The organism is Enterococcus hulanensis (assembly GCF_005405485.1).
Lineage (GTDB): Bacteria > Bacillota > Bacilli > Lactobacillales > Enterococcaceae > Enterococcus_A > Enterococcus_A hulanensis.
Genome location: NZ_BJED01000030.1, coordinates 24,441 through 38,769 on the forward strand (window position 1 = coordinate 24,441; position 14,329 = coordinate 38,769).

At 40.1% G+C, this 14,329-nt stretch carries 16 protein-coding genes and 1 other annotated feature; of the genes, 11 read left to right on the top strand and 5 right to left on the bottom strand.

Annotation, left to right across the window (positions count from 1 at the left end):
- Window positions 1-132: 132 nt before the first annotated feature.
- From FFR60_RS21560 to FFR60_RS21570, 3 genes are all read right to left on the bottom strand, one after another.
- Window positions 133-672 carry a hypothetical protein gene (locus tag FFR60_RS21560; protein WP_137665761.1) on the bottom strand — a complete coding sequence of 180 codons (540 nt, stop codon included), beginning with the start codon at window positions 670-672 and terminating at the stop codon, window positions 133-135.
- Between the two features lie 12 nt (window positions 673-684).
- The gene (locus tag FFR60_RS21565) at window positions 685-1,533 is read right to left on the bottom strand and encodes a ParA family protein (protein WP_137665762.1); all 849 of its coding nucleotides are present in this window, start codon (window positions 1,531-1,533) and stop codon (window positions 685-687) included.
- Window positions 1,534-2,547: 1,014 nt separating this feature from the next.
- Window positions 2,548-3,615 carry an iron-containing alcohol dehydrogenase family protein gene (locus FFR60_RS21570; protein ID WP_137665763.1) on the bottom strand — a complete coding sequence of 356 codons (1,068 nt, stop codon included), beginning with the start codon at window positions 3,613-3,615 and terminating at the stop codon, window positions 2,548-2,550.
- 227 nt (window positions 3,616-3,842) lie between these two features.
- Window positions 3,843-4,075 (top strand) — a binding site (T-box leader).
- Window positions 4,076-4,200: 125 nt separating this feature from the next.
- On the opposite strand from FFR60_RS21570, the gene FFR60_RS21575 reads away from it, so the two are divergent.
- The 5 genes from FFR60_RS21575 (at window position 4,201) to trhA (ending at window position 7,827) form a co-directional block, all read left to right on the top strand.
- On the top strand, window positions 4,201-5,025 hold the full coding sequence (locus tag FFR60_RS21575) for a MetQ/NlpA family ABC transporter substrate-binding protein (RefSeq protein ID WP_137665764.1): 825 nt from the start codon (window positions 4,201-4,203) through the stop codon (window positions 5,023-5,025).
- A gap of 17 nt (window positions 5,026-5,042) precedes the next feature.
- Window positions 5,043-6,056, top strand: coding sequence for a methionine ABC transporter ATP-binding protein (locus FFR60_RS21580; protein ID WP_137665765.1), 1,014 nt, complete (start codon window positions 5,043-5,045; stop codon window positions 6,054-6,056).
- Entirely contained in the window at window positions 6,056-6,718 is a 663-nt protein-coding gene (locus FFR60_RS21585; RefSeq protein WP_137665766.1) for a methionine ABC transporter permease, read from the top strand. Before FFR60_RS21580 ends, FFR60_RS21585 begins: the two co-directional genes overlap by 1 nt.
- An 88-nt stretch (window positions 6,719-6,806) precedes the next feature.
- Window positions 6,807-7,103 carry a hypothetical protein gene (locus FFR60_RS21590; protein ID WP_249355064.1) on the top strand — a complete coding sequence of 99 codons (297 nt, stop codon included), beginning with the start codon at window positions 6,807-6,809 and terminating at the stop codon, window positions 7,101-7,103.
- 88 nt (window positions 7,104-7,191) lie between these two features.
- The gene (gene trhA / locus FFR60_RS21595; protein ID WP_137665767.1) at window positions 7,192-7,827 is read left to right on the top strand and encodes a PAQR family membrane homeostasis protein TrhA; all 636 of its coding nucleotides are present in this window, start codon (window positions 7,192-7,194) and stop codon (window positions 7,825-7,827) included.
- Between the two features lie 42 nt (window positions 7,828-7,869).
- Here trhA and FFR60_RS21600 read toward each other — a convergent pair whose 3' ends face one another.
- On the bottom strand, window positions 7,870-9,045 hold the full coding sequence (locus FFR60_RS21600) for an AI-2E family transporter (protein ID WP_137665768.1): 1,176 nt from the start codon (window positions 9,043-9,045) through the stop codon (window positions 7,870-7,872).
- 143 nt (window positions 9,046-9,188) lie between these two features.
- On the opposite strand from FFR60_RS21600, the gene FFR60_RS21605 reads away from it, so the two are divergent.
- The 3 genes from FFR60_RS21605 to FFR60_RS21615 all read left to right on the top strand — a co-directional run bounded on the left by FFR60_RS21605 (window position 9,189) and on the right by FFR60_RS21615 (window position 11,494).
- Window positions 9,189-9,731 (top strand): acyl-CoA thioesterase, encoded by a 543-nt coding sequence (locus FFR60_RS21605; RefSeq protein WP_137665769.1) that lies wholly within the window; start codon window positions 9,189-9,191, stop codon window positions 9,729-9,731.
- Between the two features lie 130 nt (window positions 9,732-9,861).
- On the top strand, window positions 9,862-10,143 hold the full coding sequence (locus tag FFR60_RS21610) for a metal-sensing transcriptional repressor (protein WP_088935615.1): 282 nt from the start codon (window positions 9,862-9,864) through the stop codon (window positions 10,141-10,143).
- 13 nt (window positions 10,144-10,156) lie between these two features.
- Complete coding sequence (locus FFR60_RS21615) at window positions 10,157-11,494, top strand: MATE family efflux transporter (protein ID WP_137665770.1); 1,338 nt, start codon at window positions 10,157-10,159, stop codon at window positions 11,492-11,494.
- 44 nt (window positions 11,495-11,538) lie between these two features.
- Here FFR60_RS21615 and FFR60_RS21620 read toward each other — a convergent pair whose 3' ends face one another.
- Window positions 11,539-12,411 carry a cation diffusion facilitator family transporter gene (locus FFR60_RS21620; RefSeq protein WP_137665771.1) on the bottom strand — a complete coding sequence of 291 codons (873 nt, stop codon included), beginning with the start codon at window positions 12,409-12,411 and terminating at the stop codon, window positions 11,539-11,541.
- A 405-nt stretch (window positions 12,412-12,816) separates the two neighbouring features.
- Between FFR60_RS21620 and FFR60_RS21625 the strand changes: the two genes are divergently transcribed.
- The 3 genes from FFR60_RS21625 to FFR60_RS21635 are packed head-to-tail and all read left to right on the top strand — an operon-like array spanning window position 12,817 to window position 14,213.
- Window positions 12,817-13,515: a MarR family winged helix-turn-helix transcriptional regulator gene (locus tag FFR60_RS21625; RefSeq protein WP_137665772.1), complete on the top strand. Its 699-nt coding sequence runs from the start codon at window positions 12,817-12,819 to the stop codon at window positions 13,513-13,515.
- Between the two features lie 38 nt (window positions 13,516-13,553).
- Window positions 13,554-13,994, top strand: coding sequence for a GNAT family N-acetyltransferase (locus tag FFR60_RS21630; RefSeq protein WP_088935619.1), 441 nt, complete (start codon window positions 13,554-13,556; stop codon window positions 13,992-13,994).
- Between the two features lie 51 nt (window positions 13,995-14,045).
- On the top strand, window positions 14,046-14,213 hold the full coding sequence (locus tag FFR60_RS21635) for a hypothetical protein (RefSeq protein WP_171005003.1): 168 nt from the start codon (window positions 14,046-14,048) through the stop codon (window positions 14,211-14,213).
- Window positions 14,214-14,329 lie beyond the last annotated feature (116 nt).

Sequence of the window (14,329 nt, forward strand, 5' to 3'; positions counted from 1 at the left end):
CTTCCATTTTTCAAAAGTAAACTTTTAAAAAGAACTAACAATCATAAAGGTAAACTTAAATAACAGATAACTTTAAAAAAAGTAAACCATAATGTAGGCTATCAACTACATTGAGGTTTACTTTTTTTTGAGCTAATTCTCATCGTTTTCTAATTCTTTGAATAATTTTTGATATTTTGGTTTCCCCTTATACTCTTCCATAGAGGCTTCTTCAAGCTGATTTAGGAAGTTTCGGTCATCTCTCGATAGGCCTTTTTCAATATAATAGTCATATAAGAAGTCGATCATTTTATCAGGTGTATAGCCATCAAACTTTGCATTGATCAAATTTTGCATACGAATCTTCGTACGCGCGGAAATTTTTTGCATCTCCAGAGCTTTCAAGCGTGGATCGTAGTATTGACGTTTTCGTCCCCTCTTCCCTACCTCATTTTCTTGTGATCGAGGAATAGGTTCATGGGTTATAGGCCTTTCATTTAAGTGATTCCGTTCTTCACGGAGCGAAGAATGCCTAAAATCTGTTTCAGGACTTAACGTTCTTTTCGCCAAAAGGTCTTGAGAGCTGGGCTTCTTCTCCTCTTTATCTTGATTGGAATATTCAGACATTTTTTCAATGCCCTTATTCTTCTTATTCGCCGTTAAAAGCGAATCTAGCTTCATTTTTTTCGCCATTTAACGTCTCCCCTACTCTTCACCGCTCAATATGAGGCGGTGTTCATCAATTTCGTCCAAAATATTAACGAAAACCTCGTGTGCACGCTTGTCCCATTGCTCAACTTTACCATTTTTGTTGATTTCATAGGTAATTCCTGACCCATCATAGCGTTTTAAACGGCTTTGATTTAAAACGACAGTGTCCAAAAGATGGGCACCGTAAATCTCTCTTGCTGCGGTATAAATTTCTTGGTCAACAGAATCTCGTTTTTGCATCATAAAAGGGACAATTCCAACAACTTCTAGTTCAGTATCGTATTGTTCAATGAAAAAATTCATGTAGTCAATGTAGTTTTGTGCCCCCTTCAAGGATTTCACTTGCGTTTGCAAAATGACGATAACATATTCTGCTACGTACATGGCGGCGTTTGAATAGGTACTGATTGTAGGTGGGACATCGATATAGATGACATCATAAATATTTTTCAGAGGTTCAATCAACTCTTCCATATATCCAAATTGAGATAATTTGTCACCAGGATATTTCTCTATCATGTAATCAGGAAAATCCGAAAAAGAAATGTTTGCTGGGATCAAATCCAAATTTGGCATAATTTGATAAATAGAGGATTGGATGTCCCCTGAACGAACGGCTTCCCAAATTGTTGCATCAAATTCATCTGGCAAAGTATCATTTCCAAAATTTTCTGCAGTCAACGATAAAACATCACTTGTATTTCCCTGAGGGTCTAAATCGATTACTAAGGTTTTGCGATCTTTACGAAAGGCACTCTCGAAGGAGAGCATTTGAACAGTCGTCGATTTACCGACGCCGCCTTTAAAATTTCCTACTACATAAGTCTCAGCTTTGTTTGGCATAAAAAGTCTCCAATCATAATTTCTTAATTAAAGTTTACTATAAAGAGCTGTAATTATCAATAAGGTTTACTATAATTATCATAAATAGGGTAAACTACAAAAAATGAGTAATGAAGTATACTTTAAACATTTTACAATAAGGTATACTTCAAATCAGATAAATCGGTAAACTTAAATATCATATAAAAAGTTTACCGCTAATATAATAAAGTGAACCTTAGTTTTTATTGTGGTAAATCTCTATTTAATTTGAAGTATACTGGAAAACTCTATAAGTAAACTTTAATTAGGGATATATACTGATATACCAATGATTAATCTCAAAAAAAGTAAACCTTTATAAATTTGAAGTTTACTTCATTGTATTATATGGTAAACATTAAATATAGAATTTAACATATAAGGTAAACTATTTTAAATAAAGTTTACCTTATACTGGATAAAATGGAGTACACTTTATTTATTTAAAGTTTACTACAATGATAATGGTAATTGAAGTAAACTCCTTTATGTATGTGAAAACAGGTAAACTTTATCACTATAAAAAAAGTTTACTTAAAATATTTTATTGAGGTAAACTTCTGTTTTAAAGTATACTGTAATACTGGTTCAAAGGTTTACTATATAAAAATTTAATAAGGTAAACCACTATGTAATTAAAGTAAACTTTATCCTTAGAAATAGCTCTAGACAGGCTATTCTTCAATTTATTTTGAAGTAAACTTTATATAACAAGATATTTAAGTAAACTTATATTGTAAAAAGTAAACCTCAAATAAAAAGAGTAAACCTTATATAAGTGCTATTGAAGTATACTTTATATTGGATTAACTGAGGTCTTTTATTAAGGTAAACTTCATAATTTATACTGTCAAAACAATGTTATTTACAGTTTACTTTATACATAATTTTTTTTTAGTATCCTTTTACGGTAAACATTAATAAGCGTATTTAATGTTTACCGTAAAACAAAAAAAGGCATTGAGGTATACCTCAATGCCTTAAAAGTAAACTTTATAGAGTTTCGACAACTTGGATGGCTTCGTAGATTTGATCTGCCGTGATATTGGAGTCAACCATATTAAACGTTTCGTTAGAAGAAGCAGCATGGTTAATCACTGGTTCTAAGGCCGCTTTAGAAGAATCAAGTACATTTAACTCCTTCAATTTTAAAGGAAGGCCAGTGGCTTGATAAAATGCTTTTAAGTTTTGTATTTCTTCTAAGTTTTTTGTATGGGCTAGTTGAACAAGGATACCATATGCAACTTTCATTCCATGAAGTTGCTCGTGAGTGCTTTCAAGGTAAGAAAGGCCATCATGGATGGCATGAGCTCCGGCTGATCGGCCAAAAGAAGCAGCAAATCCGCCTGTTTCTCCGGCTAAACCAATGATTGTATCTGTCACACGGCTAAATGCGGGGGTTGCTTTGTGATTTTCAAGATCTGCAATGGCTGGAATCGCATCTTTTAACAGCAACTCCTGGATAGCTTTTGCACTGGCAATTCCAAGTCGAACGTAAGCAGATTTTTCATCTTCTTGCAGTTTTCTAGTGATTCCTTCAATTTCATACCATTTTGCTAAAGTATCGCCAATGCCAGCAACAAAATAGTCCTTAGGTGTTGCGAGTAAAAATTTTGAATCAACTAAGGTTAAGAATGGTGCACGTTTCATAAATCCCATGGCTTTAAAAGTGCGATTCGGGTGATAAACGGCAACGATTGGCGTAAAAGGTGCACAATTTGAGATTAATGTTGGAATAACCATCAATTCGGCGTTCAGTTCTTCAGCAACCATCTTAGCAGTATCGATGACACGACCACCGCCAATTGCCAGAATCAGTTCAGCTTCTTCGATTTTATCAGCTAATTCTACCGCATTTTCATGACTTGAACTGCCATCATAACGAAAGGTGGGGTAATGGAGCTCTTTATGGTAGTACTTTTTGAATGCTTCAGAGGATTTTTCACCTGTTATAACAGCTATTTTCTTAAAGCCAACTAAATAGCTGGGTAAATCTTGCAGGATACCCTCACCACATGCATAGCGATTGGCACCTGGACGTACTTCGGTAGTGATGTCCATTGAATTCAACTCCCTTATTTTATGTTCAGAATCAACTTTTTTCTAAAAAAATGATCCGAGCTCAAATTGTTTAGTGTCTACTGATTGTCATACGAATAGATCATTCAGTGAGATTTCAACTAGTTTATTCCTTGTGTAAATTAAAGTCAAATGTGTTTTTGGTGATAAAAAGTGTTGACAGCTTTTATTTGAACGTGTAACATACGATTTATCAATTTGCTAAACGAAGAAACGTGATGAAGAGAAAAGTATAAATTGCGAAGCATCAAAGAGAGTCCGAGTAGGTGAGAGCGGATATGTGGAAGGATTTAGAAAATGGTCTCTGAATGGCATTGCCGATAGGTAGGCAGTGACGGGGTAGCGCTCGTTATTAACGCTCAAGTATGATTGTACTTGTTGAGGCAATAGTTGTGAAATTATTGCAAATGAAGGTGGTATCGCGAGTAAGCTCGTCCTTTTTTACACATAAAGTGTGGAAGAGGGCGGGCTTTTTTTCTTTGGCAAATAGCTTATTGTATTTTGATGTTTTTTTCTACCGCATGGGAGCGCAAAGAAAGAATCATAACAAATTAGGAGGAAACGATAATGAAAAAATTAGGTAAAGGAATTTTATTAGGGGTAGCGGCATTAGCCGTCAGCGGTATATTGTCAGGATGCGGCAGCAAAAGTGAGGCAAAACCGTTAGATGAGAAAAAAGTCACGATCGGTGTGACCTCTGGTCCTCATCAGGAAATTTTGGAAGAGGTGGCCAAGCAGGCGAAAAAGGACGGAATCGATATCAAAATTAAAAGCTTTGATGATTACAACACGCCGAATACGGCATTAAATGATGGTGATTTAGATGGAAATAGCTATCAAACTTTCTCGTTTTTGGAACAGCAAGTGAAGGATAAGGATTATAAAATCGAGACAGCTTTTAAAACCGTTGCATTTCCATTAGGGGTTTACTCTAAAAAAGTTTCGAATTTAGGTAAACTTCAAAAAGGGGATAAAGTTGGAGTGCCAAATGATCCGACAAATGAATATCGGGCGTTGAAATTACTAGAAGAAGCAGGTGTTTTGAAACTAAAAGATGGTGTCGAGGTCAAGGCTACTAAGAACGATATCGCAGAAAACCCTAAGGATATTGAAATCGTGGAGTTAGAAGCCTCACAAATTCCTTCACAGTTAGGTGAGTTAACAGCAGCGGCAATCAATACAAACTTTGCTTTTGGTGCGGGGCTAACGATTAATGATGACGCAATCTATCATGAACCGTTGAAGGATAACCCTAATTACAATGTGTTTGTGGTACGGACGGAGAATAAGGACGATAAGATCGTAAAAGAAATCAAAAAGTATTATCAGTCTGACGAAACTAAGAAGTTCATTGAAGAAAAATTCAAGGGTTCAGTTGTACCAGCGTTTTAGATTAAGGGAGGATTCATATGATTGAACTTAAAAATGTTTCAAAAGTCTATCAGCAGAAGAAGCGTCGGATTGAAGCAGTAAAAGAGGTTGATTTGACCATTGAAAAGGGTGAGATTTTTGGTGTTGTGGGGTATTCTGGTGCGGGAAAATCTACTTTAATACGTATGATCAATTTTTTAGAGCCGCCTACAACAGGAGATATTTTAATAAACGGGCAGAATTTGCGTGAACTTAACAAAAAAGAATTATTGTTAACTAGACGAAAAGTCGGCATGATTTTTCAAGGATATAATTTGCTGTCGACTGCGACGGTTTATGAAAATATCGCTAAACCTTTGAAGCTGGAAGGGGTGCCTAAAGAGGTAATCGCTGAGCGGGCTGCCAGATATTTAGATTTAGTTGGTTTGACGGATCGCAAGGACAATTATCCGGCGCAATTATCTGGTGGGCAGCGGCAACGGGTGGCGATCGTTCGAGCATTAGCTCATGAACCGGAAATTTTATTATCGGATGAAGCCACCAGTGCATTGGACCCCGAGACAACGGAATCAATCTTGACTTTACTGACTAAGATTAATCAAGAGCTGGGAATCACGATTTTTCTGATTACTCATGAAATTGATGTGGTTCAACGGATCTGTGATCGTGTCGCAGTGATGGAGGATGGAAGAATCGTTGAGGCAGGTCCTGTAATCGATCTGTTTACTCGACCTAAAGAGGAAACGACGAAGCGATTCATTGGAGCGAATGATGGTTACAACGTCCCAGAAGAGGTATTAGCGGCCTATAAAGGCAGCGGACGATTAGTCCAGCTGCAATTTATTGGAGAGGAAGCAACGGAACCGGTTTTGGCGAGAGTCGCGAAGGATTTTCAGCTAAGTCCCAATATACTTAGCGGTAATATTGGTTATTTGAAGGAAAAACGTCACGGACAGCTTTTGGTTCAGTTTGACGGCGGAACAGAAGCAGATTTTCATTTGGCAAAGGAATATATTAAAAGCCAAGGTGTTCTGATCGAGGAGGTTGTTTAATGAGTGAATTTTGGAATCAATGGGGAAATGTTGTAATCGAAGGGTTAGGGCAAACACTTGTGATGGTTTGCGTGGCGTTGGCTCTTTCGATTATTGTCGGAATCCCATTAGGCGTGTTATTAGTAATCGCTCGTCCAGGCGGACTGAATAGTAATCTGCCTTTATATTCGATCTTGAATAGTGTCATCAACGTATTGCGATCATTGCCATTTATTATTCTTTTATTTTTGATTTTGCCTTTGACCAAGTTAATTATGGGAACGACTATCGGGGTACAGGGGGTGCTGCTGCCGTTGATTATTTACACGGCACCGTATTTAGCCCGATTAGTTGAAACCTCATTATTGGAAGTCGATGGCGGAGTAATCGAGGCATATCAAGCGATGGGAATCAGTCATTTTCACATTATCCGCAGTGTTCTGTTAAGAGAAGCGCGGGGCGGGATCATCCGCGGATTAACGATCGCGATGATCGGTTTGATCGGTGCAACGGCGATGGCCGGCTTAGTCGGAGCAGGAGGGCTGGGCAGCATCGCTTACCAATATGGTTTTTTACGAAATGAGCCGGCAGTGATGTATACGACGATTATTTTATTGATCGTGCTGGTTCAAATTGTTCAGTCACTAGGAAATACGATCGCCAAGAGTTTGGATCGAAGCTAAATTTTAAACGGTGAATTGGGAGCTTTATAGCCCGATTCACCGTTTTCTTTTTGCTATAATGAAGACAGGAAGAATCAGAGGATATGAGGTGGAACTATTGAAGGCCAAGGATCTATTGACCGCGATCCAAGTGGACGCGGCGGGAGAAATGAAAAAATTGTCTTCTTATACGTATGTTTTCGTCAAAGATGGAGAGCAGCAGACGAATCATTTAGTCGTTAAAGTAGAAGAAAATAAAATTGTTTTAACCAAACAACCAGACAACTTGTTGACACTAAATCAATTGATAATTGTGTTGAATGAAGCTAAAGAAGCAGATATTTTTATCGGAGATGAGTTGGTTTTTGGATATAAATTGGTTAAACAAGGGATTGTTCTGGGATAATCTTTTTATCTAGTTTTTAAAACTAGATTGAATTATTTTGTTAATCATGATATAGTATCTTTAATAAATTATTTGAGGTGACAAATAAATGAATACACAATTTAGCCGGAAGTATCTGATCACAAATGAAGTGTTAAATGCGGTAACGCATGGTATAGGTGTAGTGTTGAGTATTGTTGGGTTTATCTTTTTGCTGAGGAAGGCTACTAGCGGGCTGCATTATGTATCATTTATTATTTACGGCGTCTCGCTATTACTGCTGTTTTTAGCATCGACGTTATATCACAGCCTGATTTTTACTAAGGCAAAAAAGGTCTTTCAGGTGTTCGACCACTGTTCGATCTACTTGTTGATCGCGGGAACGTATACACCGTATTGTTTACTGTATATCAAGGGAACGATCGGGATCGTGCTGCTGAGTATTATTTGGCTGGCGGCAATCGTTGGAATTGTTTATAAAAGTTTGACGTTAAGCAAGGTGAAGTCAGTCTCAAAATTATCTACGATCATCTATAATGTGATGGGGTGGGCGGTTGTAATCGCTCTGCCAAGTCTGTATCAAAGCGTTGGCTTGAAGGGATTGCTGCTGTTAGTTGGCGGTGGCGTTGCCTACACTGTAGGATCTGTTTTTTACAGTATGAAAAATCGACGATACATGCACGTTGTTTGGCATCTGTTTGTGATGCTGGGTGCGATATTGATGTTCTTTTCGATCTATTTATAAAAATGAAAAAAGTAGCTGTGTCTCAGACACAGCTACTTTTTTTTATAGATAATCGTCTTCTGAAAAACCGGTATTGCGATAGGCGCCTTCGTCAGCAAAGTATTTGTTATAACGCTGCTTGAACTTGCGGAAAGTGAAGACGACCAATAATTTGATCATGGAATAGATCGGAATTCCGAAGATGACCCCGACGAGCCCCAATAGATCGCCCATGACTAATAAAACGACTAAGATCGTGATTGGGTGGATCTTTAGTTTGTCTCCCATCACACGAGGAACCACAAGATCTCCGTGAAGCAGCTGCACAACGAACCAAGCAATCACGAATTTGACTACCATAAAGGTCGAATCTTGGAAGGCGATGAACACTCCCGGCAAGAAAGCCAAAAATGATCCGATATATGGAATAATACTCAAAATCCCTGCGGCAAGTGCGATCACTGTCGCAAATTGCAAGCCTAACACTAAGAAAACGACCCAGTAGATTAAGCCTAACAATAATGAAGCAATGACTTGCCCCTTTAGAAAGGCACCTAATTGCTGATTGGCAATCTTGATCAATGAGCTGGCATCTTTTCTGAAACGCGGCGGAATCATTTCGATCACCGCATTGTAGAGTTTGTGGGGACTTTGGATCAAAAAGAAAGCAATGATCGGTCCGGTAAATAAGGTAATAGCGGTGCTGGAAACGGCAGAGAAGATCGTTCCTAAACCTTTGGCACCGTCTTGCCAATTATTTACCAAGTAGTTCAGTCCGTCCTTGGTTAACTTGTCTAACGAATTCAGTGCTTGATCAGAAGAAGCCGCAAAGGGCGTGGCTTCTAGAATATTTTTGATCGAACGTTGAAAGTCATCCATGTATTTTGGAAACTGTTTGATCAAATCTTGCGCCTGATCTTGGATCACCGGAATGAGTCTGGCTCCACCGAAGAAGAAGATGCCAAGAATCACGACATAGGTAAGTACGATGCTGATGGTCCGCGGGACGCCTTTTTTACTTAAGAAATTAACCACCGGATTTAATAAATAATACAGCAACAGTGCAAAGACCATTGGCGGCAGCACCGTAGTGATAATGACTACTAGCGGTCTGAAAATAAATGAAACAGTATTTAATAAATAAATGGCTAAGGAACTTAAAATAATCAGCCCGATAATGTAGTACGATGTTTTACCACCAAAAAATTGGATAATTTTCGAGGGTTTTTCTTTTTCCATAAAATGGACCTCCTCCTTTATAAGTCAAGTATACCGAATGTCCGCAGAACTGTATACTTTTCAGAATTTTTGAAAAAAAGATGAGAAGATGGGATAATCTATAGGAAATGTAGAAAAAATGAACCATAGAGAGAGTGAATTTTTTGACTGAAACAAGAACCTGCCGTGAATCGCGCGTGATTCAAACGCACCGCATTTTTCCTTTTGATTTAAATCCTTTTGGCTATTTATTTGGCGGAAAGCTGATGACCTTGATCGATGATGCGGCATCTATCTCCATCTCACGGCACTGCCGCAGAGGAGCGGTTACCGCTTCATTGGACAATTTGAATTTTCTAAAACCGCTGCATGCGAATCATTCTGTTTGTGTGAAATGTTACGTATCTGGCACGCATAATAAGTCGATGGAGGTCTTTGTAAAGGTGATTGGAGAAGATCTTTCAACCGGGGATCGCTATTTGGCGGCGACCTGCTTTACGACCTTTGTAGCTGTGCCCTCCCATATGAATGAAGAAACGGATTTTACAGTACCTAAGGTCGTGCCAGAAACTGCAGAGGAAAAAATGGTTTGCGATGGCTATGAAAAACGGCGAAATCATCGCTTGAAGGAACGCGATGACTATAAAAATTTCGCGGCGCTTTTATCGACAGACTTGCCTTGGTCGGATGAGGGAACGGGAGATTAATTGAATAAGGGGAAAGCTCGCAGCTGAGTGTTGCGGACTTTTTTTGCGTCTTGACTTATTTTCTGAGAGGGAGTAGGATTTTTATATGGGGTATGGGGGTATATACCATATTGGAAAAGGAGGAAAAAACATGTCACACAGACCAGATCATCAAGTCGATAATCTTGTAAAGCGAATCAATCGAATCGAGGGTCAGATCGGCGGGATCAAGAAAATGATCGTTGATGAAAAGCCTTTTGATGAAGTGATCATTCAATTAAACTCGGCCAAGTCGGCCATTCAAAAAATTTCTCAGATATTATTAGAAGCACATGCAGACCACATGTTTATGGATGCAGTGGAAAGCGGTCAGACGGAAAAAGAATTAGAAAGTTTGCGGCGGGCGATCCATCAGTACAGCAAGATGCTGTAAGCGGGGTGAAACGATGACCTCAATGAAGGAAAATAAAATCCTCGCTTTAGCTATTCCGGCGACGATCGAAAATGTTTTGCAGACGGCGGTGGGCTTCATCGATGCGCTGATGATTTCAAAAATCGGACTAGTAGCCGTAACGGCGGTCGGGATTGCGAATACGATTCTGAATGTTTATTTAGCATTGTTTATCGCTTTAGGCGTGGGGGCATCGGCCTTGATCGCGCAAAAAATCGGTGCGAAACACCCCGATGAGGCGCAAAAAGTGACGAATCAAGCGGTCATGCTGACGCTTGCAGTTAGTTTGCTGCTGGGGATTATTTCGATTGTTTTTGGTGAATCGCTTTTTCGGGTAATGGGCGCTTCAGAAGCTGTCTTGCAGGAAGCGCTGCAGTTCTTTATGGTTGTTGGCGGCGGCGCACTGTTTATGGGATTGATGACAATCTTTGGCAGTATTTTGCGGGCAACTGGCGATACTAAATCACCGATGAAAATCAGTGTAGTAGTGAATATCGGCAATGTCGTGATCGACTATATTTTGATTTTCGGTTTAGGTCCGATTCCAGCTTTGGGAGTTCTAGGAACGGCGATCGGGACGGTTTTGTCACGGGGACTGGGGTGCTGGCTGCTTTATCGAAAAGTACAGCAATCGGAAAGCCCTGTGGATCACGCGTCCTTATTTAACTCGGGGAACTATCGTCCTTTGGTCAATTTGTCGATACCGGCGACTTTGGAACGGTTAGTGATGCGTTTGGGTCAGGTACTATATTTTGGATTGATCGTCAGTATCAGTGCTAAGACGTTTGCTGCTCATTCGATCGCGGGGAATATCGAAAGTTTTACCTACATGCCGGCGTATGGACTAGCAACTGCGGCGACAACCTTAGTAGGAAATGCAGTCGGTGCCGGAGAGAGTCAGCAGGCGAAAAGATACGGCTATTCGGCCGCTAAATACGGTGTGATCTTTATGTCGCTGTTGGGAGTGGTATTGTTTTTCGGCGCGCCGTTTTTTGCTTCATTGTTTACCTCGGATCAAGAGGCCTTGCGTCAAATCGTGATTGCATTGCGTATCGATGCTTTTGCCCAGCCGGGGTTGGCGATAAGCTTGATAACGACCGGAGCGTTGCAGGGAATGGGGGATACCAAGTCTCCATTATATAGTACGGCTTTTGGGATGTGGGGGATTCGCGTCGTTGGCGTGATTGTTTTGTCCAAATACCTTGGACTAGGGATCGCCGGTATCTGGCTGTCAATCGCGATCGATCTGTATCTTCGTTCGCTGTTCTTAGTTTATAAGTTCAATCATAATCTTAGTGATAAAAGAATCATCGCAAAGGAACCCTCTGAGTAAACGGCTCAGAGGGTTCTTTGCGGATTGTGGCAATAGTTCGTTTTCTATTCACTTGGTTCTATGTGGACATCCGTTTCAAAAATCTGGAATTCTTCTTGCAGCAGCTGTTCGATCTGATCGGCGATGTCGTGGCTTTCCTTGACAGTCAAATCAGGTTTCATGGTTACTGTGACATCGAGATAAATATTTGCGCCGTAGCTGCGCCCCTTGATACTTTTGACTGATTGGACTTGCTGAATGTGATTGATGGCCTCATTGTATTGATCCAATTGTTTTTGATCAAAGCCATCGGAAAGTGAAAAGACGCTGTCTTTAAATATATCGACAGCCGTTTTTAAGATCAGCAAGGCTACGACAATGGCGGCGGTACTATCGAGCCAGCCCAAATTAAAGGAAGCCGCGAAGACAGCGATGGCTGTACCGATACTAGTCCAAGCATCACTGCGGTTGTCTTTGGCGGCTGCCAGCAATCCCGGACTTTTGACCTCTTCGGATAGTCGCTTATTAAAGAAGTAGACACCATACATAATGACAGCAGAAACGATTCCGACGATAGCGGCAATCATGTCAGGAGCTTCGGTTTTCTTATGGACCACCGAAAGAATCGAACTATATAAGACTTGCATCCCCACCAGCAGCATAATAAATGAGGTCACTAGGCTGGCGACATTTTCAGCCTTCCAATGACCATAACGATGTTCCGCATCAGCCGGTTTTTGTGAGATTCGCAGCCCGATCAGGACCGCGATGGAGGCGAGAATGTCTGTGAAGTTATTCAGACCATCTGCTCGTAAGGCTTCGGAGTTCGCTAGATTGCCGACCACCAATTTCATCGCGGAGACAAGGATATAGGCAGCGATGCTGATGACCGCACCTAGTTCTGCTTTCTTTAATTGTTCATAACGGTTGTTTACCATAGTTTTACACCCCAAAAAATAAAATGTTTTATCACTATACACTTTCTTTGACGGCTAAAACAAGGGTTTTTCGAAACTGTAATTATTTTGGGATGACTAAAATATTTAGTCGGATTTCCCCTGAAAAGACATGTTAGGTCAGCTAATTTTATTCCTAAGGATTCCTTTGAGAGGGATTCGGTGTTGCAAATTTTTAAATACTGAAACAAACTTCGGCTGGCTTATTGTTGAAGGCTTTTTTTCGTATTCAAAGAATAGTCGTCAAAAAAAATAAAAATTTTTTTATTTAATTCATTGACAATGATTAGGTACCGAAGTATACTAATCTCAAATAAAGGTTAGGTACCTAAAATATAGGTACCGAATCAAAAGCTTTTTAACCTTTTAAAAAAGGAGCGAGTAACCATGAGCGAGTATACAAAAGAATTACTGAAGCGCCTATCCTACGTGGGTAGTGCCAGTCGTCGTTTGATGGATGTAGGCAATTGTCAGAAAAGTGCACCGACTCAACAGTTGGTTTTAGATATTTTAGCAGAAGAAGATGGTGTGACCTCGGGAGTTTTAGCTGAGATTTTGGATATGCGTCCGAGTTCGGTCACTGAGATTTTGAACAAGTTGGAAAGCCGCGGCGAGATCGAACGCCGTGAAGATGAACAGGACAAACGAATCAAACGAATCTATATCACGGAAATCGGTCGCGAAAAAGCGAATTTAAACAAACCGCAGGAACGTTCGGAAGAATTTTTCGCTGGTCTGACGGATGAAGAATTACAAACATTGGATCAATTATTGAACAAGGTGATCGATGGCTGGAACGAAGATTTCGGCGGTCGACCTGAATTTCCTAATGATCCATTCGAAGCGATCGAGGCCTTAAAGGCGATGAAGATGCAGTTTGATCCTCATATGAAAGAATTCAGTCAGATGTCGCCAGCAGATCGCCGCAAGCTGAAACGGGCGTGGAAAGAACAGATGCGCAATCAATTCGGCAGAGGCGGCTTTGGTCATGGTCCTTTTGGTCCCGGCCCGAATGACCATAATGGTGACCCGCGAAAAAAAGCACCAGACGATCGCCCCAACGGTAGCGATTGGGAAAATTGGTAAAAAGTCAGAAGTAAGAAGTTAAAAGGAGGTCGTTAACGATGAGAATTGAAATGGCTGAATTATTTAGTAAAGAACATACCAGCGCAGTAAAATTACGCAAGCAGGTATTAGGTGGAAAAATTGATTGGGAGAAAGAAAAAAACTTGCATGTTTTTGTAGCAGTCGAAAACGATGAAGTTGTAGGGACCGCAGCGATTCAGTTGTATCCTTTTGGTATCGCACGTGTTCGCCAAGTAGCAGTTTCACCTGAGCATCAAGGACAGCATATCGGAGATCAATTAATGAGCCGTTTGGAAGAATTTGCCCAAGAACAAGGACATTTTCGCATTATCTTAACAGGACGAAAAACGGCTCAAATCTTTTATCTGAAACGTGATTATCATCGGGTGCTGTTTCCCTTTACCAAGCATGAGATTGAATTTTTATGGATGACGAAAGTGTTGCCAGCAGTGGAAGCGCCCGTTTTTTCAGAGAACTAACGCAGTATTTGTCCGCCTCCCCCGCAAGAGATGATGAAGGAGGAATCTATCATGAAGGAGTTATTTGACCCAAGAAGAAAAGAGAATGAACCAAAGAAGCATACAGGCAAAGAATTTGAAAAATTACGCATCGAGTTAGAAGCGAAATCGCGACTATTTACCACGACATTGGGAATGGTCAATTATCAGAAGTACCATGAGCTGTATGACCTTGGTTAAAAACCGAAAGAATAATAGATACTATACCCTTGAAGGAATTGTACCGACCCCCAAAAGTTAGACCAAAAATCTAACTTCTGGAGGTCGGTATTTTTATGGCTAAATATAGTTTTGAA

Excerpts from the sequence above, each read along its gene's own strand:
- FFR60_RS21560 (WP_137665761.1), bottom strand. The coding sequence starts at position 672 with ATGGCGAAAAAAATGAAGCTAGATTCGCTTTTAACGGCGAATAAGAAG.
- FFR60_RS21565 (WP_137665762.1), bottom strand. The coding sequence starts at position 1,533 with ATGCCAAACAAAGCTGAGACTTATGTAGTAGGAAATTTTAAAGGCGGC.
- FFR60_RS21570 (WP_137665763.1), bottom strand. The coding sequence starts at position 3,615 with ATGGACATCACTACCGAAGTACGTCCAGGTGCCAATCGCTATGCATGT.
- FFR60_RS21575 (WP_137665764.1), top strand. The coding sequence starts at position 4,201 with ATGAAAAAATTAGGTAAAGGAATTTTATTAGGGGTAGCGGCATTAGCC.
- FFR60_RS21580 (WP_137665765.1), top strand. The coding sequence starts at position 5,043 with ATGATTGAACTTAAAAATGTTTCAAAAGTCTATCAGCAGAAGAAGCGT.
- FFR60_RS21585 (WP_137665766.1), top strand. The coding sequence starts at position 6,056 with ATGAGTGAATTTTGGAATCAATGGGGAAATGTTGTAATCGAAGGGTTA.
- trhA (WP_137665767.1), top strand. The coding sequence starts at position 7,192 with ATGAATACACAATTTAGCCGGAAGTATCTGATCACAAATGAAGTGTTA.
- FFR60_RS21600 (WP_137665768.1), bottom strand. The coding sequence starts at position 9,045 with ATGGAAAAAGAAAAACCCTCGAAAATTATCCAATTTTTTGGTGGTAAA.
- FFR60_RS21610 (WP_088935615.1), top strand. The coding sequence starts at position 9,862 with ATGTCACACAGACCAGATCATCAAGTCGATAATCTTGTAAAGCGAATC.
- FFR60_RS21615 (WP_137665770.1), top strand. The coding sequence starts at position 10,157 with ATGACCTCAATGAAGGAAAATAAAATCCTCGCTTTAGCTATTCCGGCG.
- FFR60_RS21620 (WP_137665771.1), bottom strand. The coding sequence starts at position 12,411 with ATGGTAAACAACCGTTATGAACAATTAAAGAAAGCAGAACTAGGTGCG.
- FFR60_RS21625 (WP_137665772.1), top strand. The coding sequence starts at position 12,817 with ATGAGCGAGTATACAAAAGAATTACTGAAGCGCCTATCCTACGTGGGT.
- FFR60_RS21630 (WP_088935619.1), top strand. The coding sequence starts at position 13,554 with ATGAGAATTGAAATGGCTGAATTATTTAGTAAAGAACATACCAGCGCA.
- FFR60_RS21635 (WP_171005003.1), top strand. The coding sequence starts at position 14,046 with ATGAAGGAGTTATTTGACCCAAGAAGAAAAGAGAATGAACCAAAGAAG.